This window comes from Paraburkholderia sp. J94 (genome assembly GCF_905220285.1).
Classification (GTDB): domain Bacteria; phylum Pseudomonadota; class Gammaproteobacteria; order Burkholderiales; family Burkholderiaceae; genus Paraburkholderia; species Paraburkholderia tropica_A.
On sequence record NZ_CAJMZH010000019.1, the window covers coordinates 99,792 to 124,065 of the forward strand.

Annotated in this window: 25 protein-coding genes and 1 pseudogene; 9 read left to right on the forward strand and 17 right to left on the reverse strand. The window is 66.0% G+C overall.

Going from position 1 to position 24,274, the window contains the following annotated elements; genetic code table 11:
• Positions 1-64: 64 nt before the first annotated feature.
• Entirely contained in the window at positions 65-1,030 is a 966-nt protein-coding gene (gene speB, locus U4Y88_RS32105) for an agmatinase (protein WP_321788830.1), read from the reverse strand.
• 138 nt (positions 1,031-1,168) lie between these two features.
• Here speB and U4Y88_RS32110 point away from each other — a divergent pair, with 138 nt between their 5' ends.
• The 4 genes from U4Y88_RS32110 to U4Y88_RS32125 all read left to right on the forward strand — a co-directional run bounded on the left by U4Y88_RS32110 (position 1,169) and on the right by U4Y88_RS32125 (position 4,158).
• Positions 1,169-2,116 carry a LysR family transcriptional regulator gene (locus tag U4Y88_RS32110; protein ID WP_224012123.1) on the forward strand — a complete coding sequence of 316 codons (948 nt, stop codon included), beginning with the start codon at positions 1,169-1,171 and terminating at the stop codon, positions 2,114-2,116.
• Between the two features lie 79 nt (positions 2,117-2,195).
• Positions 2,196-2,966, forward strand: coding sequence for a hypothetical protein (locus tag U4Y88_RS32115; RefSeq protein ID WP_310633434.1), 771 nt, complete (start codon positions 2,196-2,198; stop codon positions 2,964-2,966).
• Between the two features lie 46 nt (positions 2,967-3,012).
• The gene (locus U4Y88_RS32120) at positions 3,013-3,348 is read left to right on the forward strand and encodes a cupin (RefSeq protein ID WP_321788832.1); all 336 of its coding nucleotides are present in this window, start codon (positions 3,013-3,015) and stop codon (positions 3,346-3,348) included.
• Between the two features lie 105 nt (positions 3,349-3,453).
• On the forward strand, positions 3,454-4,158 hold the full coding sequence (locus U4Y88_RS32125; RefSeq protein ID WP_310633432.1) for a glutathione S-transferase N-terminal domain-containing protein: 705 nt from the start codon (positions 3,454-3,456) through the stop codon (positions 4,156-4,158).
• 107 nt (positions 4,159-4,265) lie between these two features.
• Here U4Y88_RS32125 and U4Y88_RS32130 read toward each other — a convergent pair whose 3' ends face one another.
• The 3 genes from U4Y88_RS32130 to U4Y88_RS32140 all read right to left on the reverse strand — a co-directional run bounded on the left by U4Y88_RS32130 (position 4,266) and on the right by U4Y88_RS32140 (position 6,789).
• Positions 4,266-4,964 carry a DUF4410 domain-containing protein gene (locus U4Y88_RS32130; protein WP_224012127.1) on the reverse strand — a complete coding sequence of 233 codons (699 nt, stop codon included), beginning with the start codon at positions 4,962-4,964 and terminating at the stop codon, positions 4,266-4,268.
• Between the two features lie 98 nt (positions 4,965-5,062).
• Complete coding sequence (locus U4Y88_RS32135) at positions 5,063-6,010, reverse strand: LysR family transcriptional regulator (protein ID WP_224012128.1); 948 nt, start codon at positions 6,008-6,010, stop codon at positions 5,063-5,065.
• A gap of 140 nt (positions 6,011-6,150) precedes the next feature.
• Positions 6,151-6,789 (reverse strand): HAD-IA family hydrolase, encoded by a 639-nt coding sequence (locus tag U4Y88_RS32140; RefSeq protein ID WP_321788834.1) that lies wholly within the window; start codon positions 6,787-6,789, stop codon positions 6,151-6,153.
• 176 nt (positions 6,790-6,965) lie between these two features.
• Between U4Y88_RS32140 and U4Y88_RS32145 the strand changes: the two are divergent.
• Positions 6,966-7,217: pseudogene (locus tag U4Y88_RS32145) on the forward strand (hypothetical protein); the annotation flags it as partial.
• Between the two features lie 347 nt (positions 7,218-7,564).
• Here U4Y88_RS32145 and bla read toward each other — a convergent pair.
• Positions 7,565-8,458, reverse strand: a complete 894-nt coding sequence (bla, locus tag U4Y88_RS32150) for a class A beta-lactamase (protein WP_321788837.1) — start codon at positions 8,456-8,458, stop codon at positions 7,565-7,567.
• Between the two features lie 227 nt (positions 8,459-8,685).
• Between bla and U4Y88_RS32155 the strand changes: the two genes are divergently transcribed.
• Positions 8,686-9,189 (forward strand): GAF domain-containing protein, encoded by a 504-nt coding sequence (locus U4Y88_RS32155; protein ID WP_224012134.1) that lies wholly within the window; start codon positions 8,686-8,688, stop codon positions 9,187-9,189.
• Positions 9,190-9,219: 30 nt separating this feature from the next.
• Here U4Y88_RS32155 and U4Y88_RS32160 read toward each other — a convergent pair whose 3' ends face one another.
• The gene (locus U4Y88_RS32160) at positions 9,220-10,152 is read right to left on the reverse strand and encodes a LysR family transcriptional regulator (protein ID WP_224012196.1); all 933 of its coding nucleotides are present in this window, start codon (positions 10,150-10,152) and stop codon (positions 9,220-9,222) included.
• Between the two features lie 214 nt (positions 10,153-10,366).
• Between U4Y88_RS32160 and U4Y88_RS32165 the strand changes: the two genes are divergently transcribed.
• Complete coding sequence (locus tag U4Y88_RS32165) at positions 10,367-11,242, forward strand: aldo/keto reductase family oxidoreductase (protein WP_321788839.1); 876 nt, start codon at positions 10,367-10,369, stop codon at positions 11,240-11,242.
• A 145-nt stretch (positions 11,243-11,387) separates the two neighbouring features.
• Positions 11,388-11,795, forward strand: coding sequence for a hypothetical protein (locus tag U4Y88_RS32170; RefSeq protein WP_321788841.1), 408 nt, complete (start codon positions 11,388-11,390; stop codon positions 11,793-11,795).
• 143 nt (positions 11,796-11,938) lie between these two features.
• On the opposite strand, the gene U4Y88_RS32175 is transcribed toward U4Y88_RS32170, so the two are convergent.
• Positions 11,939-12,163, reverse strand: a complete 225-nt coding sequence (locus U4Y88_RS32175; RefSeq protein ID WP_224012137.1) for a hypothetical protein — start codon at positions 12,161-12,163, stop codon at positions 11,939-11,941.
• A gap of 419 nt (positions 12,164-12,582) precedes the next feature.
• On the opposite strand from U4Y88_RS32175, the gene U4Y88_RS32180 reads away from it, so the two are divergent.
• Positions 12,583-13,224, forward strand: coding sequence for a LysE family translocator (locus U4Y88_RS32180; protein ID WP_321788843.1), 642 nt, complete (start codon positions 12,583-12,585; stop codon positions 13,222-13,224).
• Between the two features lie 172 nt (positions 13,225-13,396).
• Here the strand turns inward: U4Y88_RS32180 and U4Y88_RS32185 are convergent, their stop codons facing one another.
• From U4Y88_RS32185 to U4Y88_RS32230, 10 genes are all read right to left on the reverse strand, one after another.
• On the reverse strand, positions 13,397-14,503 hold the full coding sequence (locus tag U4Y88_RS32185) for a porin (protein WP_321788845.1): 1,107 nt from the start codon (positions 14,501-14,503) through the stop codon (positions 13,397-13,399).
• A 39-nt stretch (positions 14,504-14,542) separates the two neighbouring features.
• Positions 14,543-15,565: a histone deacetylase family protein gene (locus tag U4Y88_RS32190; RefSeq protein ID WP_321788847.1), complete on the reverse strand. Its 1,023-nt coding sequence runs from the start codon at positions 15,563-15,565 to the stop codon at positions 14,543-14,545.
• Positions 15,566-15,600: 35 nt separating this feature from the next.
• Entirely contained in the window at positions 15,601-17,070 is a 1,470-nt protein-coding gene (locus tag U4Y88_RS32195; RefSeq protein WP_321788851.1) for an NAD-dependent succinate-semialdehyde dehydrogenase, read from the reverse strand.
• Entirely contained in the window at positions 17,057-18,460 is a 1,404-nt protein-coding gene (locus U4Y88_RS32200; RefSeq protein WP_321788853.1) for an aspartate aminotransferase family protein, read from the reverse strand. Before U4Y88_RS32200 ends, U4Y88_RS32195 begins: the two co-directional genes overlap by 14 nt.
• A 69-nt stretch (positions 18,461-18,529) precedes the next feature.
• Complete coding sequence (locus U4Y88_RS32205) at positions 18,530-19,594, reverse strand: ABC transporter ATP-binding protein (protein ID WP_321788855.1); 1,065 nt, start codon at positions 19,592-19,594, stop codon at positions 18,530-18,532.
• 68 nt (positions 19,595-19,662) lie between these two features.
• Positions 19,663-20,472: an ABC transporter permease gene (locus U4Y88_RS32210; protein ID WP_321788856.1), complete on the reverse strand. Its 810-nt coding sequence runs from the start codon at positions 20,470-20,472 to the stop codon at positions 19,663-19,665.
• A gap of 4 nt (positions 20,473-20,476) precedes the next feature.
• A complete protein-coding gene (locus U4Y88_RS32215) occupies positions 20,477-21,379 on the reverse strand; it encodes an ABC transporter permease (RefSeq protein WP_321788858.1) in 903 nt (300 codons plus the stop codon).
• 69 nt (positions 21,380-21,448) lie between these two features.
• Positions 21,449-22,531 (reverse strand): extracellular solute-binding protein, encoded by a 1,083-nt coding sequence (locus tag U4Y88_RS32220; protein WP_321788861.1) that lies wholly within the window; start codon positions 22,529-22,531, stop codon positions 21,449-21,451.
• A gap of 38 nt (positions 22,532-22,569) precedes the next feature.
• Positions 22,570-23,535 carry a dipeptidase gene (locus tag U4Y88_RS32225; RefSeq protein ID WP_321788862.1) on the reverse strand — a complete coding sequence of 322 codons (966 nt, stop codon included), beginning with the start codon at positions 23,533-23,535 and terminating at the stop codon, positions 22,570-22,572.
• Positions 23,529-24,257 carry a hypothetical protein gene (locus tag U4Y88_RS32230; RefSeq protein ID WP_321788864.1) on the reverse strand — a complete coding sequence of 243 codons (729 nt, stop codon included), beginning with the start codon at positions 24,255-24,257 and terminating at the stop codon, positions 23,529-23,531. The genes U4Y88_RS32225 and U4Y88_RS32230 overlap by 7 nt, the downstream gene beginning before the upstream one ends.
• Positions 24,258-24,274 lie beyond the last annotated feature (17 nt).

Below are 24,274 nucleotides of genomic sequence, written 5' to 3' on the forward strand. Positions count from 1 at the left end.
AATCTGGCGCAATGTTTTCATTTATTTCGGATGCCGTATCAATTGGCGTCGTTCGGCGTTTCGCTCAGGCGCGATACGCCACGCCGGGCAGCACGCACAGCATCTCGAACGCGAGATTCGCGGCCAGCAGTGCCGTGGTGCCCTGCGGGTCATACGGCGGCGACACTTCCACGAGATCCGCGCCCACCAGATTCAGCCCGCGCAGGCCGCGAATGATTTCCAGACCTTGCGGCACCGTGAGGCCGCCAATCTCCGGCGTGCCCGTGCCAGGCGCGAACGCCGGATCGAGGCCGTCGATATCGAAGCTCAGATACACCGGGCCGTTGCCCATCTGCTCGCGCACTTCCTTCATCAGCGTTTCGAGCGAGCGGTTCCAGCACGCCTCGGCCTGCACCACGCGGAAGCCCTGATCGCGGCACCAGTCGAAATCGTCGGCGTGATAGCCGGTGCCGCGCAGACCGATCTGCACCACGCGGTCGCAATCGAGCAGGCCCTCTTCCACCGCGCGGCGAAACGGCGTGCCGTGCGCGATCTTTTCGCCGTACATGGTGTCGTTGACGTCGGCGTGCGCGTCCACGTGGACCACGCCCACCTTGCCGTATTTCTTGTGCATCGCGCGCAGGATCGGCAGCGCGATCGTGTGGTCGCCGCCCAGCGTGACCGGCTTGCAGCCGTCGGCGATGATGCCGTCGTAAGCCGTTTCGATATCGGCGATGGCCTTGTGGATGTCGAACGGATTGATCGCCACGTCGCCGATATCCGCCACCTGGAGCGAGTCGAACGGCGCGGCGCGCGTCGCCATGTTATAGGGCCGCAGCAGCACCGATTCGGCGCGGATCTGGCGCGGGCCGAGGCGCGCGCCGTTGCGGTTCGAGGTGCCCAGATCGAAAGGCACGCCCACGAAACAGGCGTCGAGCCCCGCGCTCGTGGCGGCGATCGGCAGACGCATCATCGAGGCGATGCCGCCGAAGCGCGGCATGGCGTTGCCGGAGAGCGGCTGGTTCAGCGAGGGGTGTTGCGCGTCGTTCATATCCGTATAAACCCTGAAAACATCGATAGGAGCAGTGGGATGAAACCCAATGCTGGCAATGCTAGGGGGAAAAAATTATGGATAAAATGACGGCCTGATGATGTTTACATCGATTCGCATCAATGTGAGGACCGCAGCATGCTCGCCAACCTGACCGACTTCGACTTGCGGCTGATCCGCGTTTTTCTCGCCGTGGTCGACGCGCGCGGGCTGACGGCCGCCCAGGCGGCGCTGAACGTCGGGCAATCGACCATCAGCACGCAGCTCGCGTCGCTGGAAACGCGGCTCGGTTTCCGGCTCTGCGAGCGCGGGCGCGGCGGCTTCAAGCTCACGGCCAAGGGCGAGCGCTTCGCCATGTCGGCGCGGCGGCTGCTGATGGCGACCAATACGTTTTGCGCCGAAGCCGCGAACATGGACCGCCAGCTCGTCGGCGAGCTCAATCTCGGCCTGATCGGCCATACGCCGTTCAGCCAGAACGCGCGCATCAGCGACGCCATCGCGCGCTTTCGCCAGCGCGACCAGGCCGTGCGCTTCAACATCCAGATCCGCTCGCCGGGCGAACTGGAGGAACAGGTGCTCAACGGCAAGGTCGATATCGCGATCGGCTATTTCTGGCACCGCGTGCCGAGCCTCGATTACACCGCGCTGTTCATCGAGCGCCAGTATGCGTATTGCGGCGCGCGTCACGCGCTGTTCGAGCGCGCGGCGCACGCCGATCATCCGGGCGACGTGGGCGCCGCCGAAGCCGCTGCCTGCGAGTGGGCGTGGCGCAGCTATCCGCTGCCCGAGGCGCAGCACTCCACGCACGAGCGCAACGTGACCGCCATCGCCGACAACATGGAAGCCGTCGCGCTGCTGATTCTCTCCGGCCATCATCTCGGCTATCTGCCCGTGCATTTCGCCAAGCCGTATGTCGATGGCGGCCTGCTGCGCGCCGTGAATCCGGCGGCGCTGCGCTACGACGTGACCTTCCACATGGTCACGCGGCGCATGACGAACGCGGGCGACATTCAGCGCGCCTTCATCGAGGATCTGCGCGCCGTGCATCTGAACGAGATCGAACGCGAAGACGCCGCGAACGCGTAGAATCGCCTCACCGAAACGCCTTGATTGCCGACGCTTATTGCCGTTCACGCGCCTTCGACTCACGATACTCGGAGCCTCCATGACGCAATACCTTCAGCACCCGATCTATCTCTTCATCACGCTGATCGTCAGCCTGCCGCTCGCCGCCGCGCTCGGCGCCGTCTTGCTCAACCGGCGCTTTCCGCTCTCCGACTCGGCACGCGAAAACTATAACGTCGTGCAAGGCGCGACGCTCACGCTGCTGGCCTTGCTGATCGGCTTCACGCTGTCGATGGCGGTGGGCCGCTACGACCAGCGCAAGAATCTGGAGGAAGAGGAAGCGAATGCGATCGGCACCGAGTATCTGCGCGCGGATCTGGTCGGCGGCGCGGGCGCGGAGCATCTGAAAACGCTGCTCGCGAAGTACACGGATGTGCGCGTGCGCTACTACACGACGCACGACCGCGAAGGACTCGCGCAGATCGACCGGGAGACCGCCGATCTCGAAACGCAGCTCTGGAACGGCGTGCGCGACGCGGCGGCGGCGCAGCCGAATCCGGTCACCGCGCTCGTGGTTGCGGGCATGAACGACGTCATCAACTCTCAGGGCTATACGCAGGCCGCGTGGATCAACCGCATTCCGGTGGCCGCGTGGATCCTCATGGTCATCATCGCGCTGTTCAGCAATCTGATGCAGGGCTATGGCGCGCGCGGCGACCACGGCAAGCGCATCCTGCTGTTCGTGCTGCCGATCACGGTGTCGCTCTCGCTGACCCTGATCGCCGATATCGACAGCCCGCGCGGCGGCTTTATCCGCGTCGCGCCGCTCAATCTGCTCAGCTTCCAGCAATCGTTGCCGGCGCAGCATTGAAGGCCGCACCGAGCGCCTCACTGCCCGCCGCATTTTTCACGCCATCATGAAGATCATCTGCAGCAAAAACTTCACCGCCGAACGCGCCTGGGGCGCGCTCGACATCGCAAATCTGAACGGCACCACCGTGCGCCTGCACTGGACCGATCAGCCCTACAAATGGCACGTGAACGACGGCGAGGAAGTGTTCGCCGTGCTCGACGGCATCGTCGAGATGCACTATCGGGAACGCAGCGATGAAGGCGGCGAAGCAGGCGTTTCGGAACACATCGCCGTGCTCGAAGCCGGCGATGTGTTTTACGCGCAGGTGGGCTGCGAGCACGTGGCGCATCCGCGCGGCGAGGCGCGCATTCTCGTGATCGAAAAGGAAGGCAGCGTGTAAGCGCTCGTGTGAATCCGGCCGCGTCCAACGCGCTCGCCGTAATTCTTCTACACTAGGCGGCCATTGTCGCCGCGCACGCGCGACCCGACCCTCCATAGGAACCGCATGAACGCACTTTCGACCTTCCCGATCTCCGAGAAATGGCCCGCGCAGCATCCCGAGCGCATCCAGCTCTATTCGCTGCCCACGCCCAACGGCGTGAAGGTGTCGATCATGCTGGAGGAAATCGGCCTGCCTTACGAGCCGCATCTGGTGCGCTTCGACACCAACGATCAACTGTCGCCCGCCTTTCTCTCGCTGAATCCGAACAACAAGATTCCGGCGATTCTCGATCCGCACGGCCCGGACGGCGCACCGCTGCCGCTGTTCGAATCGGGCGCGATCCTGATCTATCTCGCCGACAAGACCGGTCAGCTGCTCGCGCGCTCCGGCGCCGCGCGCTACGAAGCGATCCAGTGGGTGATGTTCCAGATGGGCGGCATCGGCCCGATGTTCGGCCAGGTGGGCTTCTTCCACAAATTCGCGGGCAAGGACTACGAGGACAAGCGTCCGCGCGACCGCTATATCGCCGAGTCGAAGCGTCTGCTCAAGGTGCTCGACCAGCGTCTGGAAGGCCGCGCGTGGCTCATGGGCGACGACTACACGATCGCCGATATCGCCACGTTCCCGTGGGTGCGCAATCTGGTGGGCTTTTACGAAGCGGGCGATCTCGTGGACTTCCACGCGTTCGGCAACGTCAAGCGCGTGCTCGATGCGTTCGTCGCGCGTCCGGCCGTGCAGCGCGGACTGGAAATTCCGAAGCGCGTGTAAACGCGATTGAGCGCGGCGTTTCTGTTAGCGCGTTTTGATGGCGCGCTTTGCGTCACGCGTTAAATCACGCGTTAAATCACGCTTGATACCGCGCTTCAACCCGTGACTCACGGCGCAGTTTTCACGCGCGCCGACACCGTATCGGCGACCTGCCCCGCCGCGCGCTCCACGGTCAGGCGCTGATCGCCGCGCGCGATCACGAACTTCGCGGCGGCCACGTACGGATTCAGCGCGATAGCCGCGCCCGCGCCCGGCATCTTGTGGCTCGACTGCGTGTCGATCACCTGATACAGCGGCGCGGGCGCGTGCGCCGCGAGATCGTCGATCGCCACGGCCAGTTGCACTTCGCTCGCGCCCGCGCCGAAGCCGACCATCGCGCGCCGCATCCGGTTGCCCTCATCCACCTGCAGGAACACGCCGCGCACGAGCCAGCCCTGCGCGGGCGTGGGCGCGCCCGTCGGCAGGCGGCGCGCATCGACGCCCGCGCGGCGCAGATCGGCGACCAGCGTCGACGCCATTTCCTCGACGATATCGCGCGCCTTCGCCTGCGGGTCCTCGCCGCGCAGACGCGACAAGGGCCGCGGCAGCAGACCGCCGCCGAGATGACGCGCCTGATCGACGGGATTCGGATCGGTCGTGACGTTCGCGGCGTCGAGTTCGAAGTCGCTCACGTAGACGAGCGGCGCGGCGGCGGGCACGGCCGACGGCGCCGCTTCGGCAGGCGCCGACGATTGCGCGCACGCGGCGCCCGCACCCGCGCCGAACCACAGCGCGGCCAGCACGATCGGCCATCGGGGCAGGCTCATCGCAGCCTCCAGCGGTTGAGGATTCGCCCATCATAGCGGCGGCGCGGGACGTGTTCCGTTTGCCTGCCAACCGTGCCGCGCGCAAAGCCAGCCGCCGCTCAGGCGCTCGCCTGCCCGAGCCCGGCGCTCGCCTTCTGCGCATTCCCGAGCAGGTCCTGGGCGAGCGCGAGCGCCACTTCGCCCGCCGGCGACATCGTGCGCTCGGCCAGCACCACGATCGCGATATCGAGGCCCATGCGCGGCGAATCGGCCACTTCGATGCGCTCGATCGTACCCGCCGCCAGCTCGCGCCGCACCGACGAGACCGTGCCGAACAGCAAGGCGTCGGTCTGCTCGACGAAGGACTTGAGCACCTGCAGATCGTTGCATTCGAGTTGCACGGCGATCGGCTCGTGCGAGCGGATTTTCATGAGCCGATGCACGGCCGCGCGCATGAACGGCGGCAGCGGCACCGACACCAGCGGATAGGCGCGCGCCGCCGCCGCAGTCACCGGCCCGCGCTGCGCGAGCGGATGCCCCGCGCGCGCGAACCAGCCGCCTTCGTGACGCTTGAGCGACTTGATGGCGATCGCGGGATTGTCGGGCAGCACGCGCCGGTCGGTCACCAGAAAGTCGAGCTGTTCGGCCAGCAGCATCTCGACCATATGCATGCCCTGATTCACCGAGACCTTCATCTCGACCGCCGGATGGCGGCGCGAAAACTCCACCAGCAGATCGGGCATGAGCACCATCGTCGGATACGGACCGAGGCCCATGCGCACCTCACCCGCCTCGTGCGACTTCAGCAGCTCGACGTCGCGCGTCAGACAATTGGCCTCGAACAGCACGCGGCGCGCGCGCTCGACCACCGCCTTGCCCGCCTGCGTGACCGCGACGCCGCGCACGGCGCGGTCGAACAGGCGCAGCCCGAGTTCCTCCTCGATCGCCTGGATGCTGCGGCTCAGCGCGGGTTGGCTCAGATGCACGCGCTCGGCCGCGCGCGCGAAGCTGCGCTCCTCCGCGAGCGCGACCACGTGGCTCAAACGCCGGACACTCAGGTCATGCATGCCTTGCAAGCTCCCATCGATGAGAATGCGTTTACTGAATGTCGCAGCGTAGTCGCGAAACGCGCCGCGCTCAAGCCGGATCCGCCCTGAAGCTGCGCTCGCGCAGGGGTTCGAGCGCGTGCATGCGGGTGCGGGCCCGTTCAGCCGTCGAGCACGCCGAAGCGGCGCAAATCGCGTTCGAGCGTGGCGGCATCGACGAAGACGCAGGCGTGCAGGCCCGCGTCGCGCGCGCCTTGCACGTTGGCTTCGCTGTCGTCGATAAAGAGCGTGTCGAGCGGCGTCGCGCCTAGCTGCGCGAGACAGCCGAGATAGGCCCGCGCGTCGGGCTTGAGCGCGCCGAACGCCGCCGAGCCGTAGACGCGCTCGCCGAACAGCCGCGCGACCGGCGGATTCAACACGTCGAGATGATCGGTGACGAGGCGGCCGTTGTTCGTCAGCACGGCGATGCGGCAGCGCCGCGCGGCACGCGCCGCGAGGGCGAGCGCCGCGTCGTTGGGCGTGATCGACGCGCGCCGCGACGCGAGCCACGTCTCGCGGTCCATCGCGCAGCCGAGCAGTTCGCCGAGCGCGCGCAGATAGGCGTCGGGCGCGAGTTCGCCCGCGTCGGCGCGCGTCTCCAGGCCGGAATCCCAGATCGCCGCACGCACGGCCTCGGACGTGGTGCCGGTCAGCGCCGCGAGCCGCGCCGCGCGCGCGTCGCGGTCGTAGTGCGAGAGCACGCCCTCCATGTCGAACAGGACCGTGCCGATTTTGCCGCTGTGCGCCGCCGTCGCCGTCATGGGCCGCTCCCGCTCCGAGTCATCGCCGATGATAGCGCCGTCGAAACTCCGCGCGTTTCCCCGATTGCTGCGCTGCGTCGGCCTGCGCACGCAGCGCGCCGCGTGCGCGTGTTCGTGCGTGCGCGGGCGTGCTCGCGCCCCGAAAGGCGGACCGCGATTCCGGTTAAACTGAATCGATGGACAAATGCCGATATTGCGGAAAGCTGCGCGACGAGTGGGATTGCCACGGCGACGACTGCCGCCGCGCGATCTCGCAGGCGCTGCGCCGGCAGCGTCAAGGACTGCCGATGGTGCCCAACGTGATCCGCAACGAGATCCCCGAAAACGCCAGCACCGGCGAGATCATCAGCGTGCTTTCGCGTCAGCGCATGCGCGCGCGGCGCGGCAACGAGGAGCGCCGCGAACGCAAGGAACTCGACATCGCCGACGAAGCGGGCCGCATCCACGAACGCCAGGCGCGTGCGGGAAAGAACTCGGGCAACTCAAGCAACTAAAGCAACTAAAGCAACTAAAGCAACTAAAGCAACTAAAGCCCGACGATCTGCTGCCGGAATTGCGCGCAGACGCGCCGCACGGCGTCGGCTTCATGCGGCACCGGCAGCGCGGCCATCGCGCGAAAGAAGGCATCGTGTCGCGCGGGCTATCGCCGAAGCGAAACGCGTACGCGCCTTCGCCCACCACCTCGCGTCGACGCTGGAAGCGCAGGCCGCCGCTTGAACGCCGACTGATCGTTGCACGATCACCGATCGATCCTCGCTCGATCGCGAAACGCGCCTCAAGCCACGCCGTCCCGCGCCCACGCGACGAACGCCGCGCCCGCCTCGCGCAGCACGGCCTCGCGATGCGGCATATCAAGCCCCGGCGCTTCGTAATACGCCGCGACGAGCCACGGCGCGCGGCCCGGCGGACGCACGATCGCGTAGTCGTTCGTCTGCGCGTCCACGCTCGTACCCGGACGGTCGCCCGCGTGCCAGCCGGCGGGCAAGGCCGCGCGGATGCGCTTGCGTCCCGGCGTGCTCGCGACCATCCAGCTTTCGAGTTGTTCACGCGACGCGCGACTCAGCACATCGCCGAGCAGAATCGTCCGCACCGATTGCACGACGGCGCGCGGCGACGTGGTGTCGAGCACGCCGCTCGCCTGGTTCGAGGCCGGCTCGTAGCGATCGGAACGCGTGACGTCGTCGCCGATCGAGCGCATGAACTGCGTGAGCGCGGACGGGCCGCCCACGCTGCGCATCAGCAGGATCGCCGCCGTGTTGTCGCTGACTTCGACGGCGGCCTGGCACAGCGCGCGCACCGGCAGCGCGCCTTGCGCGACATGCGCCTTCGTCACCGGCGAGGTGAAAATCAGATCGTGCTCGCTGTACGGCACGGGACGCTCCAGCGTTTCCTTGCCCGCATCGACGCGCGCGAGCACCTGCGCGGCCAGCAGCCCCTTGAAGGTGCTGCACATCAGAAAACGCTCGTCGGCGCGATGCGCGAGCGTGCGGCCCGACGCGGTATCGAGCGCAAACACGCCGAGCCGCCCGCCGTTGCGGCGCTCGATTTCGGCAAGCGGCGCGTCGGTAAGCGGCACATCGGCGGCGCGCGCCGCGCGCGTCATGCCGCCGAGTCCGAGCAGGAGCGGCAAGCCGATGCTCAACTGTCTGCGCGTTCTGGAAATCGTCACGTCGATGCCACTCCCGTCGCTGAAAAAGACGAGAGCGATTATTGTCGATGGACTACCGGTTGCGCCAGCGCGTGCGCGGCAACGGGCTAAAAGGCCCCACGGCGGTCGCCGGTAATCGGGCCCAAACGAGCAAGAACGCCCGATCTGGCCTAAACTGGCGCCCTCGAAGGCGCCTTGCGCCGCTTCATTCCCGGATTCACCCCCAGATTCACCAGGCTCGACACACCATGTTTTCGCTCTCCGACTCCCTGCCCGCCGACAAACCCGCGCTCTACGCCACGCTCGCCGCCCAGGCGCGCGCGCTGATCGAAGGCGAGACCGATGCGATCGCGAACGCGGCGAACTTCTCCTCGCTCGTCTACAACTCGCTCGAAGGCCTGAACTGGGCCGGTTTCTACTTCTTCGACGGCAAGGAACTCGTGGTCGGCCCGTTCCAGGGCAAGCCCGCCTGCGTGCGCATTCCGCTCGGCAAGGGCGTGTGCGGCACGGCGGCGCAGACGCGCGAAACCCAACTCGTCCCCGACGTGCACGCGTTTGCGGGCCACATCGCCTGCGATTCGGCGTCGCAGTCGGAAATCGTGGTGCCGCTCGTGGCTGCCGACGGCACGCTGATCGGCGTGTGGGATGTGGACAGCCCGCATCTCGCGCGCTTCGACGACGAAGACGCCAAGGGCATGGCCGAACTGTGCCGCGTGTTCATCGAATTCGGCTGGAAGCAAGCCGCGCGATAAACGCCGCGTTTCACCCGCGCGGATGCATCGTCAGGATGACGAAGTATCCGCGCCTGGCTCCGCATCCGCCCCCTCGCCCGACTTCAGAAAGTCGACGAACGCCCGCAGCGGCGCAGGCGGATGCCGCCGCCCCGGATAGTAGAGAAACGGCCCGGAAAACTGCGGCCACCAGTCCTCCAGCAGCGGCACCAGCGCGCCGCTCGCGAAATGCGGCTTGAGCGTGTCCTCGAACATCGCGATCACACCCGCCCCGTGCAACGCCATGCCAATCGCCAGATCGAGCGCCGCCGCGGGCTTCACCACCAGCGGTCCCGGCGGATCGAGCCGCACGGTCTCGCCGTCGCGCTCGTATTCCCAGATCGCCATCGCGCCGCCCGAAAACTGCACGCGCAGGCAGGCGTGATCGAGCAGCTCACGCGGATGCGCGGGCGCGCCGCGCGCCGCCAGGTACTCCGGCGCGGCCGCCGTGGCGAATCGCTGCACGCGCGGACCGATCGGAATCGCGATCATGTCCTGTTCGAGCCGCTCGTCGTAACGGATGCCCGCATGGCAGCCCGCCTCCAGCACGTCGACGAAACCATCTTCCACCACCACTTCCACGCGAATCTCGGGATAGGCGCGCGCGAAGCCCGCGAGTATCGGCGGCAGCACGCTGCGCGCGACGTTGGCCGGCACGTTCAACCGCAGCACGCCCGCGGGCCGGTCGCGATAGCCGTTGAGCACGTCGAGCGCGGCCTTCATCTCGGCGAACAGCGGCGTGATGGTTTCGAGCAGACGCTGCCCCGCCTCGGTCGGCGCGACGCTGCGCGTGGTGCGGTTCAGCAGGCGCAGGCCGAGTTTCGTTTCGAGCCGCCGCACCGCCGTGCTCAGGCTCGACGGCGAGACGCCGCCGACGCGCGCGGCGTCGCGGAAACCGCCCGCGCGCGCCACCGCGACGAAGGTGGCCAGATCGTTCATTTCCAGGGCCTGATGGCCTTGCGGACGGGTTTCGCGCGTCATGGTGAGGTCGAGTCGGATCGATTCGGGTCGAAAACACGGGGCAATCGGATGGGACAGTGTGATGTCTGCGCCACCGCATCATTGTGCAAAATTTTGCACAACCCGTGCGGATCTGACGGGATTATCCAATAACGCGCCGCAGTCCATACTGGCGCCATCCCTTTTCGAGGAAAACACCATGACCCAGCAGACCCCCAGCCGCACCTTCGAATTCGCCGGCCGCACCGTCAACCGCATGGGCTACGGCGCCATGCAGCTCGCCGGCCCCGGCGTGTTCGGGCCGCCGAAGGACCGCGCGGAAGCCGTCGCGGTGCTGCGCGAGGCGCTGGAACGCGGCGTGAACCATATCGACACGAGCGACTTCTACGGCCCGCACGTGACGAACCAGATCATCCGCGAGGCGCTGCATCCGTATCCCGCCGATCTGACGATCGTCACGAAGGTCGGCGCCGTGCGCGACGATCAGGGCAACTGGCTGCCCGCGCACGCGCCCGCCGATATCGAGCGCGCCGTGCACGACAATCTGCGCAACCTGGGCCTCGACGCGATCGACGTCGTGAACCTGCGCATCATGGGCGACGTGCACAAGCCCGCCGAAGGCCCCGTCGAGCCGCAGATGGAAATGCTCGCGAGCCTGCGCGAACGCGGCCTCGTGCGCCATATCGGCCTGTCGAACGCGACGGCGAAACAGGTCGCCGACGCCGAGCGCATCGCGCCCATCGTCTGCGTGCAGAACCACTACAACCTGGTCAATCGCGCCGACGACGCCTTCCTCGACGCGCTCGCCGCACGCGGCATCGCGTGGGTGCCGTTCTTTCCGCTCGGCGGTTTCTCGCCGATCCAGTCGACGGCGCTCTCGGACATCGCGCAATCGCTCGATGCCACGCCGATGAACGTCGCGCTCGCCTGGCTGCTGCATCGCGCGCCGAATATCCTGCTGATTCCGGGCACGTCGTCGCGTGCGCATCTGCGTGAGAATTTGCGCGCGCAAGACCTCGTACTGAGCGCGGACGTGCTGGCGAAACTCGACGCGATCGGCAGCACCGCCAGCTGACACGATCGGCCCGCACGCACGCGGGCGCACGCAGGTATGCGCCTTGCGTTCGTTACGGTGGCAGCGCGATGTTGCGCGAAACCGGAGGACGGCGATGGACGGGCGGCGTGTCGGGATCATGCGCAGGGCGCGGATTGGCATCGCGATGATGACCGCCTGCGCGGCTTGGTTCGGCGGCGCACTCGATGCGCACGCCGCCGGGAAATTCGACGGCGCCTGGCACGTCACACTCAACTGCGCGACGACGCCCGCGCCCGATCACGCATTTAGTTATACCTATCAATTTCCCGCCACGGTGGTGGAAGGCGTGCTGCACGGCGAACATGGTGCGAAGGAGCAAGGCGGCTGGCTCGCGCTCGACGGCAAGATCGAACCCGACGGCGTCGCCACGCTCGTGGCGAATGGGCTGACGAATTCGCCTGAGCATGCGCTCGGGCATCCGTCGCCGCGCACGCCGTATTCGTACCAGGTCAGCGCGCATTTCGACGCGGCGTCCGGCAGCGGTCAGCGAACTACGGCGCGGCAGTGCGATTTCGTGTTCGTGAAGTCTTGAAGTCATGAAGCGCCGATGCGGCCCGCGCCCATAAAAAAACCGCGGTCCAAAGACCGCGGCTCATGAGCGCTAATCATGACGCATCGAGACCTGTCACTCGCTTTCACACCCGAAAGCTCACGCTGAACAGATCACGCCAAACATCAAGCCGCGGGCGTGTCGCCCGCGTCGGCCTGCTGCGTGCCGTCGTCGGCGGCCTTCTCGTCTTCCTTCTTTTCGACGAGGTTCTCGAGCGCCCCCGCGCCCTCGAAGCCCGCGACCGCGGCTGCCGCTTTCGTCAGAAAGCCCGCGTCCGGATCGACCTTCTCAGCCGCTTCCACCGCGGCCACCGCACCCGCCACTTCACCCAACTTGTCCAGAATGCCCATTTGACCCCTCCGGTTTGCTCGATTGCCGATCCCTGCTTCTTGCCTGTCGAGGCGCGGGCCGCACACGCACTCCGTTGCCGCCGCACCTTTCTCTCGTTGCTCGCACCGCGCTCGCCAAGCGTCGGCGGTTTGATGCATTCTGGGCGCGGCCAACCGGCATAGCAATCATAAATCGCCTGGTTTAACAATGGTTAACGGTTCAATCTGCATACGAAATATTGCCCGCCGTCAAAGCCACGCCTATACTGGATTCGTCTCCTCTATGTCTCCATCGACATGGTTCAAGCCCGCCTTGATCGCGGGCTTTTTTCTTTTGGGCCGCCCGCTCGCGAATCGCCACGCGAAGCCGGACCCGCGTGACGCACGCGCACTGGCATAATCGACGTTTCGCCTGCTCAATTCTTACGTCTGCCTTCGCAATGAACCTGCATACCTGGTGGCTGTTTCTCGCCACGGTCTTCGTCGTCTGTGCCATCCCCGGTCCCAACATGCTGCTGATCATGTCGCACGGCGCCCAGTACGGGCTGCGCCGCACCAGCGCGACGATGGGCGGCTGCCTGTCCGCGCTCGTGCTGATGCTCGCGGTCTCCGCCGCCGGGCTCGGCGTGTTCCTGCAAGCGTGGCCGACGATGTTCAACGTGCTGCGCTTCATCGGCGCGGCTTACCTTGTGTATCTGGGCGTGAAGGCCTGGGGCGCGCCGGTCGAGCAAAACGCCGACGACGAGGCCGAAGCCGAGGCGCTCGCCGCCCGCCCTGCACGCTCGCCGGGCGCGCTGTTCCGCAACGGTTTTCTCGTCGCCAGCAGCAATCCCAAGGCGATCCTGTTCGCGGCCGCGCTGCTGCCGCAATTCATCGACGCGAGCCGCCCGACGCTGCCGCAGTTCGGCGTGCTGGTGGCGACCTTCGCGGTCTGCGAGGTGAGCTGGTATCTCGTCTATGCGGGCTTCGGCACGCGCATCGGCGCGACGCTCAAGAGCCGCCGCGTGGCGAAGGCGTTCAATCGCGTGACGGGCGGCGTGTTCGTCGGCTTCGGCGCGATGATGGCGCTGATGCGGCAGTAAACGCGATACGGGCGGCGCGGGAAGCATCGTCGCCTTGCACGCCACCCTCATGGCGAACGCCTGAGGCTTCGCTGGCATAGCAACGTCCCGGACTGAATCGGCCGCAGAGCAGCGCCAGTCCGGGCCATCTGCACAGCGACGTCCGCGATCCGCCATGCCGCCATGCCGCCGCTTAAAAGTTATGCAACACGCCGACGCGCGCATTCCCCTGCCAGCTCACCTGCGAGGGCGCGAAGTCGTAAGCCGTGACGGGATCGACGCCCGACGAAGCCTTCAGATAGTCGACCGACGCATAAACCTGCGTGCGCTTCGACAAGCTGTAATACGCGCCGAGGCTCACCTGATGCCACTTGTGGCCCTCGAAGCGCGTATGTTGATAAGCCAGCGCGGTCAGCAGCGCGGGCGTCGCCTGCCACGTCGCCCCGCCCTCGTACACCTGCATCACCGTCGCGTCGCCCTGATACTTGAGGCGCGTATTCGTCATGTTCGCAATCAGCGAAACATTGCCGATCGCGTAGCTCGCGCCGATACCCAAGGTCCCCAGCGAGTCGATCGCGAACGATTCCTGCACCGGCGTCACCACGTCGCCCTCGCGCGTCACGACGGTCCGGCCCATGAAACTGCGCAAGCCCATCGCCGCGTAAGGATCGAAGGTCGTGCCCGCGAGATACGTATAGGTCACCGCCGCCGTGAACGGCCCGTGATCGTAGAAGACGCCGCTGCTCCACGCACTGCCCTTGTGGAATTCACCCGCCGTGTTGCTGAACGCGTACATCGCGATCGCCGACAAGCCATGGAAGTCGGGCGAGCGGTATTTCACCGAATTGTCGAGACGGTCGCCGAGTGTCCGGTCGAGATCGCCCTGGTGGAACCCGTAGCCTGACGCGATCGCCGCCACGTTGTAGTCCCAGGCGAAGTCGGTCGTTGCGTCGTACTGGCGGCCGAACGTGAGCGTGCCGTAAGACGAGCTCAGGCCCACATAGGCTTGCCGCCCGAACATCAGGCCGCCCTGCCCGAGCGAACCGTTGTCGAGGCTGAAGCCGTTCTCGAGTTTGAATACCGCTTTCATCCCGCCGCCGAGATCCTCCGAGCCGTCGAGCCCCCAACGGCTGCCGCGATACACCCCGCTTTCCATGCGGACGTTATGCGCTCCGCCTTCGTTATTCACGACCGTGATGCCTTCGTCGAGGATGCCGTACAACGTCACCGAGCCCTGCGCATGGGCGAGCCCCGTCATCGACGCCGCGGCTGCCGCGGCGAACGCCATCTTGCCTCTCATTGCCTTCCCCTTCGCTGTTGTAAAAAGTGTGTGCGCCTCTCAGGCGAGGGCATCCAGAAATGCGAGCAGTGCGTCCTCGATCGCGCCGGGGTGATAGCCGCCTTCCTGCACGATCACGGTGGGCAACGCCTGCGCCTTCACGAGCCGCGCGATCCGCGCGTAAGCCGCGCTCGTCACGTCGAATGGCGAGAGCGGGTCGTCGCCGTGTGCGTCCCAGCCCGCTGCGATGACGAGCGCCTGCGCGCCGAATGTCCGCGCGCGCTCGAACAAGGCGGCGACGGCAGCGACGAAGGTGTCGTCGTCTGCGCCCGCAGGCAGTGGAATGTTCAGATTCGCGCCGAGGCCCGCGCCTTCGCCGCATTCATCCGCCGCGCCGCTGAAGAACGGAAACGTGTCGCGCGGATCGGCGTGGGCCGAAGCCGTGAGCACATCGCCGCGTGCGTAGAAGATCGACTGCGTACCGTCGCCGTGATGCATGTCGAAGTCGATGATCGCCACACGCTCGACGCGCTCGCGCAGGCGCGCCGCCGCAATCGCCGCGTTGTTGAAGAAGCAGTAGCCCGATGCGCGGTCGCGCTGCGCGTGATGACCGGGCGGTCGACACAGCGCGAGCGCGAGGGCCTCGCCCGCGAGCACGGCATCGGCGGCAGCAACGGCGGTCTGCGCCGACCAGTACGCGCCCTCGAATGTGCCCTTTCCAATCGGACAACTCAGGTCGCCCATGAAGATGCCGGCCTGGGCGAGCACCGGCAGTGCGGCGCGCTCGCGCACGCTGGCGCGCGACGGCGGAAACACATTGGGAATCACGTCGCCGCTTGCGTCGTCGGTACGCCAGCGCAACCACGCATCCCGCACGAACTCGACGTAGTCGGCGTCGTGTATGGCGAGAATTGGCGCGAGTCCGGCGTCCGCGGGTTCGCTGGCGATGCAGCTTGCCCGCTCCAGCGCACGCAGCAGACACGCAACGCGCTCAGGGTTTTCATGCGCGGGCGTAAAGCGCCCGCGATAAAACGAGCGGCTCGGCATATGACCCGTCTGCCTTGGCGAATAGAAGGCTTTCATTAAATTCGGATACCTGAATAGTGTCGGCGAAAAAATTACGGCAAGGATTCGAACTGCGTGATAAAGCGCGTAGCGAGATAGCCATCGAATGTTTCACTACCGCCTTCACTGCCGTAGCCGCTGTCGTGCAGGCCGCCAAACGGCGTTTCCGGCAAGGCCAGGCCGAAGTGATTCACGCTCACCATGCCCGCCTTCAGCCGACGCGCCGTATGTTGCGCATGCGCCGCCGATCGCGTGAACACATAGGAGGCAAGGCCGAACGGCAGCGCGTTCGCCGCCTCGATCACGCCGTCGACGCTGTCGAACGGCACCACGGCCGCGAGCGGGCCGAACGGCTCCTCCCGCATGACGCGCGCCCGGCTCAAGTCGCCGCACAGCACGGTCGGCGCATAGAAATGGCCGCGCTCGCGCAGTCGCGTGCCGCCCATCGCAAGCGTGGCGCCTTGAGCGAGCGCGTCGTCGACGAGACTCTGCATTGCGTGCACGCGGCGTGCATGGCATAGCGGGCCCATCTGTACGCCAAATTCGTCGCCGACACCTACGCGCGTGCTCCGCATCGCCTCGGTGAAGACGTCGACGAACCGCGCATACGCGGGCCGCTCGACGTAAAAGCGCGTCGGCGAAATGCAGACCTGCCCCGCGTTGCGCAGCTTCTGCACCGCGAGCGCGCGTGCGCAGGCGTCGATGTCGGCATCGGCGAACACGAGCACGGGGGCATGCCCGCCCAGTTCCATCGTCGAGCGCTTCATGTGACGGCCCGCGAGCGCCGCAAGCTGCTTGCCGACTTCGACCGAGCCGGTGAACGAGACCTTGCGCACCACGTCGTCGGCAATCAGCCGCGCGGACAATACCGGCGGCCGTCCCCACAGCAGGTTCAGACAGCCGTCGGGCAAGCCCGCTTCCTGCAATGCGCGGGCGAGCGCGACCACGGCCGAAGGCGCCTCCTCCGGCCCCTTGAGCACGAGCGTGCAGCCCGCGCCAAGCGCCGCGCACACCTTGCGCACCGCCTGGCTGAACGGAAAATTCCATGGCGTAAAGGCGACGCACACGCCCACAGGCTCGCGCACGACGCGCTGCTGCACACGCACGTCGCGCGAGGGAATCTCGCGTCCGTAAATGCGGCGGCACTCCTCCGCATGCCAGAAGATGTGATCAGCGGCGAAGCGCACTTCAGCCAGCGCCTCATCGAGCGGCTTGCCTTGATCGCGCACGACGTTCACCGCGATGTCCGCGGCGGTTTCGAGTACGCGCTCGCCGAATCGGCGCAGCACACGCGATCGTTCGTAGGCCGAAGTGTCACGCCACTGCGTGAATGCCCGTTGCGCTGCGGCGAGCGCCGCGCTCACGTCGGCATCGTCGGCGTGCGGCAGCCAGCCGATCGCGCGCTCCGTCGCGGGATCGAACACCTCCTCGCCTTCGCGCGCGTCCGTCTTCCATTGCCCGTCGATAAACAGCGCGAGCGTTTCGTAGGGCGACGGGTGAAGCACGCGTTCAGAAGTCGACATGGCCGCGCTCGCGTGCATAGACCAGCGCGTCGTCGAGCGCGCGTTCGATGCGTCCGATCAGTTCGTCGATCTGCGTCTCGTCGATGATCATCGCGGGGCACAGGCTCAGCGTGTCGCCGAGCGCGCGCGTGATGACGCCGTGGGTACGCGCGCGCTGGCCCGCGAACGCGGCCACGCCCGCCTGCGGCGCGAAGTTCTCGCGCGTGTCCTTGTTGCGCACGAATTCGAGCCCTGCCACGAGTCCGCTCACGCGCGCTTCGCCGATCAGCGGATGCGCGCCCAGCCGCGCGATGCCCTGCTCGAAACGCGGCGTCACTCGCCGGACGTGGCCGACGATATCGCGCTCCTCGTAAATCTTCAGCGCTTCGAGCGCCACGGCCGCCGCAACCGGATGACCGCCATACGTGAAGCCATGCGAGAACGAACCGAGCTTCGCACTCTGCGCGACGAGCACACGCTCGATCTTCTCGTTGATGAGCAGCGCCGAGATCGGCATATAAGCGGCCGAAAGCTGCTTGGCCACGCTGATCATGTCCGGTTCGATGCCGAACGTCTGCGAGCCGAACCAGTTGCCCGTGCGCCCGAAGCCGCAAATCACTTCGTCGGCGACAAACAGGATGTCGTACTTGCGCAGGACCGCCTGCACTTTTTCGAAGTAGGTCTTCGGCGGCACGATCACGCCGCCCGACACCATCACCGGCTCCGCGAAAAACGCCGCCACGGTGTCCGGGCCTTCGCGCAGGATCAGCGCTTCGAGCTCGTCGGCGCAGCGGCTCGCAAAGGCCTCCTCGCTCTCGCCCGGCAGACCATGGCGATAGTAATGCGGGCACATCGTGTGCAGAACGCCCTGAATCGGCAGATCGAAATCGCGATGATTGAGCGGCAGCCCCGTGAGACTCGCCGATGCCACGGTCACCCCGTGATAGGCACGCAGCCGCGAAATGATCTTCTTCTTTTGCGGACGGCCGATCGCGTTGTTGTAATACCAGATCAGCTTCACGGCGGTGTCGTTGGCCTCGGAACCGGAGTTCGCGAAGAAGGCTTTCGCCATCGGCACGGGCGCGAGCGCCAGCAGCTTTTCGGCGAGTTCGATCGTCGGCGCCGTCGATTTGTGCGCGAACGAATGATAGAACGGCATCGCGCGCATCTGGCGCACGGCGGCTTCCACGAGACGTTCCTCGCTGAAACCCAGGCCCGCGCAAAAGAGACCCGCCAGGCCTTCGATATAGCGGTTGCCCTGCTCGTCGATCACATGAATGCCGTCGCCGCCGGTGATGACGTGCGCGCCCACGCTTTCGTGCAGGCTCAGGTTCGTGTAGGGATGCAGCAGGTGCGCGGCGTCGCTGCGTTGGAGCGCGCTTTGCGCGAGCGTTTCGTGAGGGGCGTTCATACGCGATTCCTTTTTTACTTCGCTAAAACAGGGAGATTCGATCGATGCGGACAGCACGCGCCAGTGGCGTCACACCACCACGTGCAGATCCGATGACTTCCAGCCCACCGCGCAGCGCGCGCCGGGTGCCAGTTCGCGCGCTTCAGGACCCCGCACGCGCACGCGCAAGGCGGTGTCGTCGCAACGGCCGCTCAGCAGCACGCTGTCGCCGTAATTCACCATCGTTTCGATCAGCAACTGGCGCTGCACATCGCACTGATTGCGCGTGACCGCTTCGCCGCAATGAATCATCTCGGGACGCAACAGCACGTCGACCTTCGCGCCCGGCGCGGCGTCGAAGCGCTTGCGGCCGGTGAAGTCGCCGCCCGGCAGCGCGAAGCGCCCTTCGCCGAGCGCGTGGCCCTCGAACAGATTGCTGTCGCCGACGAACGACGCAACGAAGCGCGTCGCCGGTTCGAAATAGACTTCGTCGGGCGTGCCGATCTGCTCGATACGGCCCGCGTTGAAGACCGCGATGCGGTCGGACATCGTCATCGCCTCGGTCTGGTCGTGCGTCACGTAGATCATCGTCACGCCCAGGTCGCGGTGGATGCGCTTGAGTTCGATCTGCATGTGTTCGCGCATCGCCTTGTCGAGCGCGCCGAGCGGTTCGTCGAGCAACACCACGTCGGGCTCGAACACGAGCGCGCGAGCGAGCGCCACGCGCTGCTGCTGGCCGCCCGACAGCGCCGCAGGATGACGCGACGCGTAAGCGCCCAGACCGACCATCTCCAGCGCGGTCGTTACGCGGCGCTTTTTCTCGGCCTTCGCCACGCCGCGCATGCGCAGCGGAAACGCGACGTTATCGGCCACGCTCAGGTGCGGAAACAGCGCGTAGTTCTGGAACACCATGCCGATGTTGCGCGCATAGGCCGGCACGTTGTCGATCGCGCGTCCGGCGATGCGGATCGCACCGGAACTGGCGTGCTCGAAGCCGGCGATCATCATCAGCGTGGTGGTCTTGCCCGAGCCGGACGGCCCGAGAAAAGACACGAACTCGCCAGGCTGAATGTCGAGCGATACGCGATCGACGGCGCGATGCTGACCATCGTAGGTCTTGCTGACCTGATCGAGCGTGAGGGAGCGGGCTTGCATGGGGACCTCAACGAATAAAGGGCGAACAGCTTTGAATCAGTTTTTTGAGCGAGCTTCGAATCGGCGCTTCAGGAGCGTGCGGCTTGCGGCACGACCGCCGCGCCTGGCAGGCGGCGGCGCACGAGCCGCACCGCGAGCGGCGCGAAAATCGCGGCACACACGAGCGCGAGCAGAAACGACGACGCCGCGGAGATCACCGGATCGGCTTCCATGCGGAAGCTGTTGAACATCTGGCGCGGCAGCGTGCCGGTGTCGGGGCCGGAGAGAAACACGGCGATCACGGCTTCGTCGAACGACTGGATAAACGAGAACAACGCGGCGACCAGCACGGCCGGACGCAGCACGGGCAGCGTGACGAGAAAGAACGTGCGCAGCGGTCGCGCGCCGAGATTCATCGCCGCGCGTTCGAGATTGCGATCGAACGATTTAATGGCGGCCGTCAGGATCAGCGTCGCGACCGGCAGCGCCAGGCACGCATGTGCGATGATCAGCGCCGCGAAACTCTGGCTCATGCGCAGTTCTCCGAAATAGGTGTAATAGCCGAGCGCCATGACGATCTGCGGGACGATCATCGGCATCATGAGCAACAGGTTGAACGCGCCGCGCCCGAAAAATGTGTGGCGCACGAGTGCAAACGAAGCGGGAATCGCGAGCGTCAGTGCGATCAGCGTCGCGCACGTCGCGATGAACACGCTGTGCCACAGCGAGCCCATCCAGTCGGGCGATGCGAAGAAGCGCGCGTAGCTGGCCGCCGACCAGCCCGGCGGCGGAAATTCGAGCGACGCCGCCGAACTGAACGACATCGGCACGACGATCGCGAGCGGTGCAAGCAGCACGAGCGCGATGAGGCAGGCGAGAATCTGCACAGGCTTTTTCATGGCGTCACTTCCAGAGCCGGTCGAGGCCGACAAAACGGTGGTACAACGCGAACACGGCGAGCGTGACCACGAGCAGCACGATCGACATCGCCGACGCCATGCCGAAATCGAGCACCTGTTCGATCTGGTCGCCCACCACGCCCGAGATCATCTGGTCGTGCGGACTGCCGAGCAACGCAGGCATCACATAGAAGCCCAGCGACGTGATGAATACGAGCGTGCAGCCGTTGACGATGCCAGGCGCGCTCAGCGGCAGCCACACCTCGCGAAACGCGCGCCACGGTCGTGCACCGAGGCTTTCGGCAGCACGCATGAGCCGCACGTCGATACGCTTCATCACCGCGTAGAGCGCCATGGCCATGAACGGCACGAGCGCATGCGTCATCGCCAGCGTCGAACTGAACGAGGTGAACAGCATGTGCGGCGCGGGCCGCCAGCCGAAGGTTTCGAGCAGTGCGGAGAGTGGCCCGCTCACGCCGAGGATCACCATCCACGCGTAGGTCTTGACGAGAAAGCTCGTCCAGAAACTGAGCGCGAGCACGGTCAGCATGAGCCGCGAAACGAAGGCCGAACCCGTCGCCGCGACATAAGCGAGCGGATACGCGCAGACGAGCGCGCACACCGTCACGAACGCCGACGTGAGGAAGGTATGCACAAGCACGCTGCGAAAATGCGCGGAGCCCAGCAGATCGACGAAATTGCCGAAGCCGAAGGTCGGCTCGCTCACGCTCATATAAATCACATAGCCGAGCGGCACGACGAAGAACACGGCAAGAAACACCAGCGCGGGCACGTACAGCAGCCACGGATTGGGCCGACGGTCCGCGTGCTCGCGCTGCGCTTGCGTGGCGGCGGCCTGCGCCGCTTCGTCGACGATCGGCATGGTCGAAAGGGTCGAGTCAGCCAAGGTTGAACTCCAGGATGAAGATTGCGCGCGCGACGCGTGACGCGCGCGCAAGGAAAGGCCAGGCCGGCGTCAGAGCGTCATCCAGCGGTCGAAGCGCGACGCGATCTGATCGAGTTGCGGCAGCAGCTTCACGCCGTCGAGCACGACGGCCTGCTGCATGTGCTCGGGCAGCGTCGGCGCGTTTTGCTTCGTCGCGGCATCCATGTAGTCGAACGCCTTCGGGTTGAGCGGCCCCGAGCCATCCGTCGCATTGAAATGCGCAAGACCCGAGGGATTGTTGGCGATGTGCTGCACGAGACGCCACGCGTTCTTCGCGCGCGGCGTGCCCTTCGCCACCACCCAGCAGCCCTTGTCGATCACGGCCTGATTCCAGACGATTTCGATCGGCGTCTTCGACGTGTCCTTCACCGTCTTCGCGTAGTCGTTCCAGATGGCGATGGCCTTCACCTCGCCGTCGCGCAGCAACTGCTGCGATTGCGGGCCTTCGGTCCACCACACGCGAATCGCAGGCTTGAGCCGGTCGAGCGCGCGGAACGCACGGTCGAGATCGTAGGGAAACAGATGCTCGGACGGCACGCCGTCGGCGAGCAGCGCGTAGGCCAGCACGCGCGTCGGATAGCGTTGCAGACTGCGTGCGCCGGGGTACGCCTTGATGTTCCAGAAGTCCGTCCAGTTGCGGATCGCCCCGCCGCCGAACGCATCCTTCTGATACGCGATCTGGTTCGCGAACGCATGCGTGGCTAGCCCGTTTTCGTAGATCGCGCCGGGCCACAGCGCGTGTTCGTCGAGATTGCCCTGGGCCGGTTCGATCAGTTTCGCGGCATTGGCGCGCGCGGTGTCGGTGACGCCGAGCGTCGTCACATCGAACTGATACGTGCCGTTGCGCACCTGCGCCGCGAGCTTCGCGAACGAGATCGGCGAGACCGTGCGAATCTGCACGCCCGTGTCCTTCGTGAACGGGTCGAACAGGTATTGGCGCGCGGCCGCTTCCCAGTTTCCGCCCCACGTGTTCACGTAGAGCATGTTGTCGTCGGCGGCTGCCGCGCGGCGCACCCACGGCGCGGCCACGAGCGCCGAGCCCGCGGCGGCGGCGCGCAGAAAACCGCGCCGCGAGATGGTCGGATCGAACGCCTTGTCGTCGTCACTCTTCATGCTGAAACCCCTTGATTGGAAGGTGGATCGTGTTGCGTTCAGCCGAACACGGCCTGATAGAGACGCAGCCAGTTGCCTGCCGTGAGCTTGTGCACTTCCTCGGCGTTGAAGCCGACGCGGCGCAGGCCGTCGTGCACCTTGTTCAGTTCGCCCGCGCTCTTGAGCCAGTCGGGCTTCGGCGTCTTGCCCGGATTCGCCGCCGACCCCGCGCCGTACTGCACCGAACGCGTCCAGCGGCCCTTGCGCATCCAGTCGAGATCGGGTTGGCCGGTGTTGTGGCTGTAGTCGGTGCCGATCCCCACGCTGTCGATCGACGTAAGCTCGACCGTGCGCGCGACCATCTGGCACCACGCATCGACGGTCGTGCAGGCGTCCTGCGGCGTGATGTTGCGATACGCCACGCAGCCGATCACACCGCCGTTCTGCACCAGCGCGCGCAGCACGGCATCGCTCTTGTTGCGCTTGTGATCGAAAATCGAGCGTGCATTGGCGTGCGTGATCGCGACCGGCTTTTCCGACCATTCGATGGCGTCGAGCGTCGTGCGATCGCCGACATGCGAACAATCGATCACGATGCCCGCGCGATTCATCTCGCGCACCACTTCGCGGCCGAAGCGCGCAAGCCCGCTGTCCTGCGCCTCGTAGCAACTGCCGCCGAGTTCGTTCTGGTTGTTATAGGTGAGCTGCACGACGCGCACGCCCATGTCCGCGAACAGTTCGACATACGCGAGTCGGTCCTCGAACAGATTGCTGTTCTGATAGCCGAGCACGACGGCGAGCTTGCCCTCTTCATCGGCGCGACGGATATCCGCGCTCTTGCGTGCGATGACGATGAGATCCGCGCATTCGCGCGCGAAGTCGCGCCAGCGTCCGATCGCGTCCATCGATTCGAGCGTGCCTTCCCAGAAGCCGAGCGTGGGCGTGACGCAGGTATAGCCGCTGGCGCGCAGGTCTTCGAAGACTTCGCGTGTGAAATGGCCGCATTGCAGGGCGTCGATCAGCATGAGATTTCCTTGTTTTCCTGAGTGGACGTGGCGTCCGGTCCAGCCTGCGCCGCGCCGGTGTAGAGCAATGAGAGATCGGTTTCGTCCTCGTCGGTGCGGCCGATCACGCGGCCTTGAGCATCGACGATGATCGGTCCCGCGTGACGGCGCGATTCGTACGAGTCAGGCGCAAGCGCATCGTTGGCGCGATGAAAGAGCGTCCACCAATACGCGCGCTCGACGCGCAGGCCTTCCTGCACGATGCGTGCGAGTGTGCTTTGGCCCGGCGACAACACCGTGCGAAACGACACGCGCTGCGCGTCGCCATTGACCTCGACCGTGGCTTCGAGTCCATGCGGCTGGGCGAGCGCTTTGGCCACACGCAGTTCCCCGGCTTCGCTCGCGCCTTCCACGACGAAGCAGGCATCGCGACCAGCCTGAGCCGCATCGACGGCGAGATCGACGAGCGTGAGCGCCACGATCCACGCATGCAGCCCCGCGCAGCGCACTCGCCTCACGCCATCATTCAGCGTGTCGATTGAAACAGCGGACACCTTCTCGTTTGGAAGCTGTCCTAAATGTTTTGTCAAATGAATAAAGCCGTCGTCGGCCAGCGCGGTCGAATACAGAGCGCAGTCGCGCAGCGCGGGCACCAGGCCTTCGTCCACGCGCGCCACCTGCATGAGACGTTCGAGCACCATGCGGCTCTCGCGCAGACTGACGGTGATGAGATCGGATTGCATCGGTTCGCTACTCACGG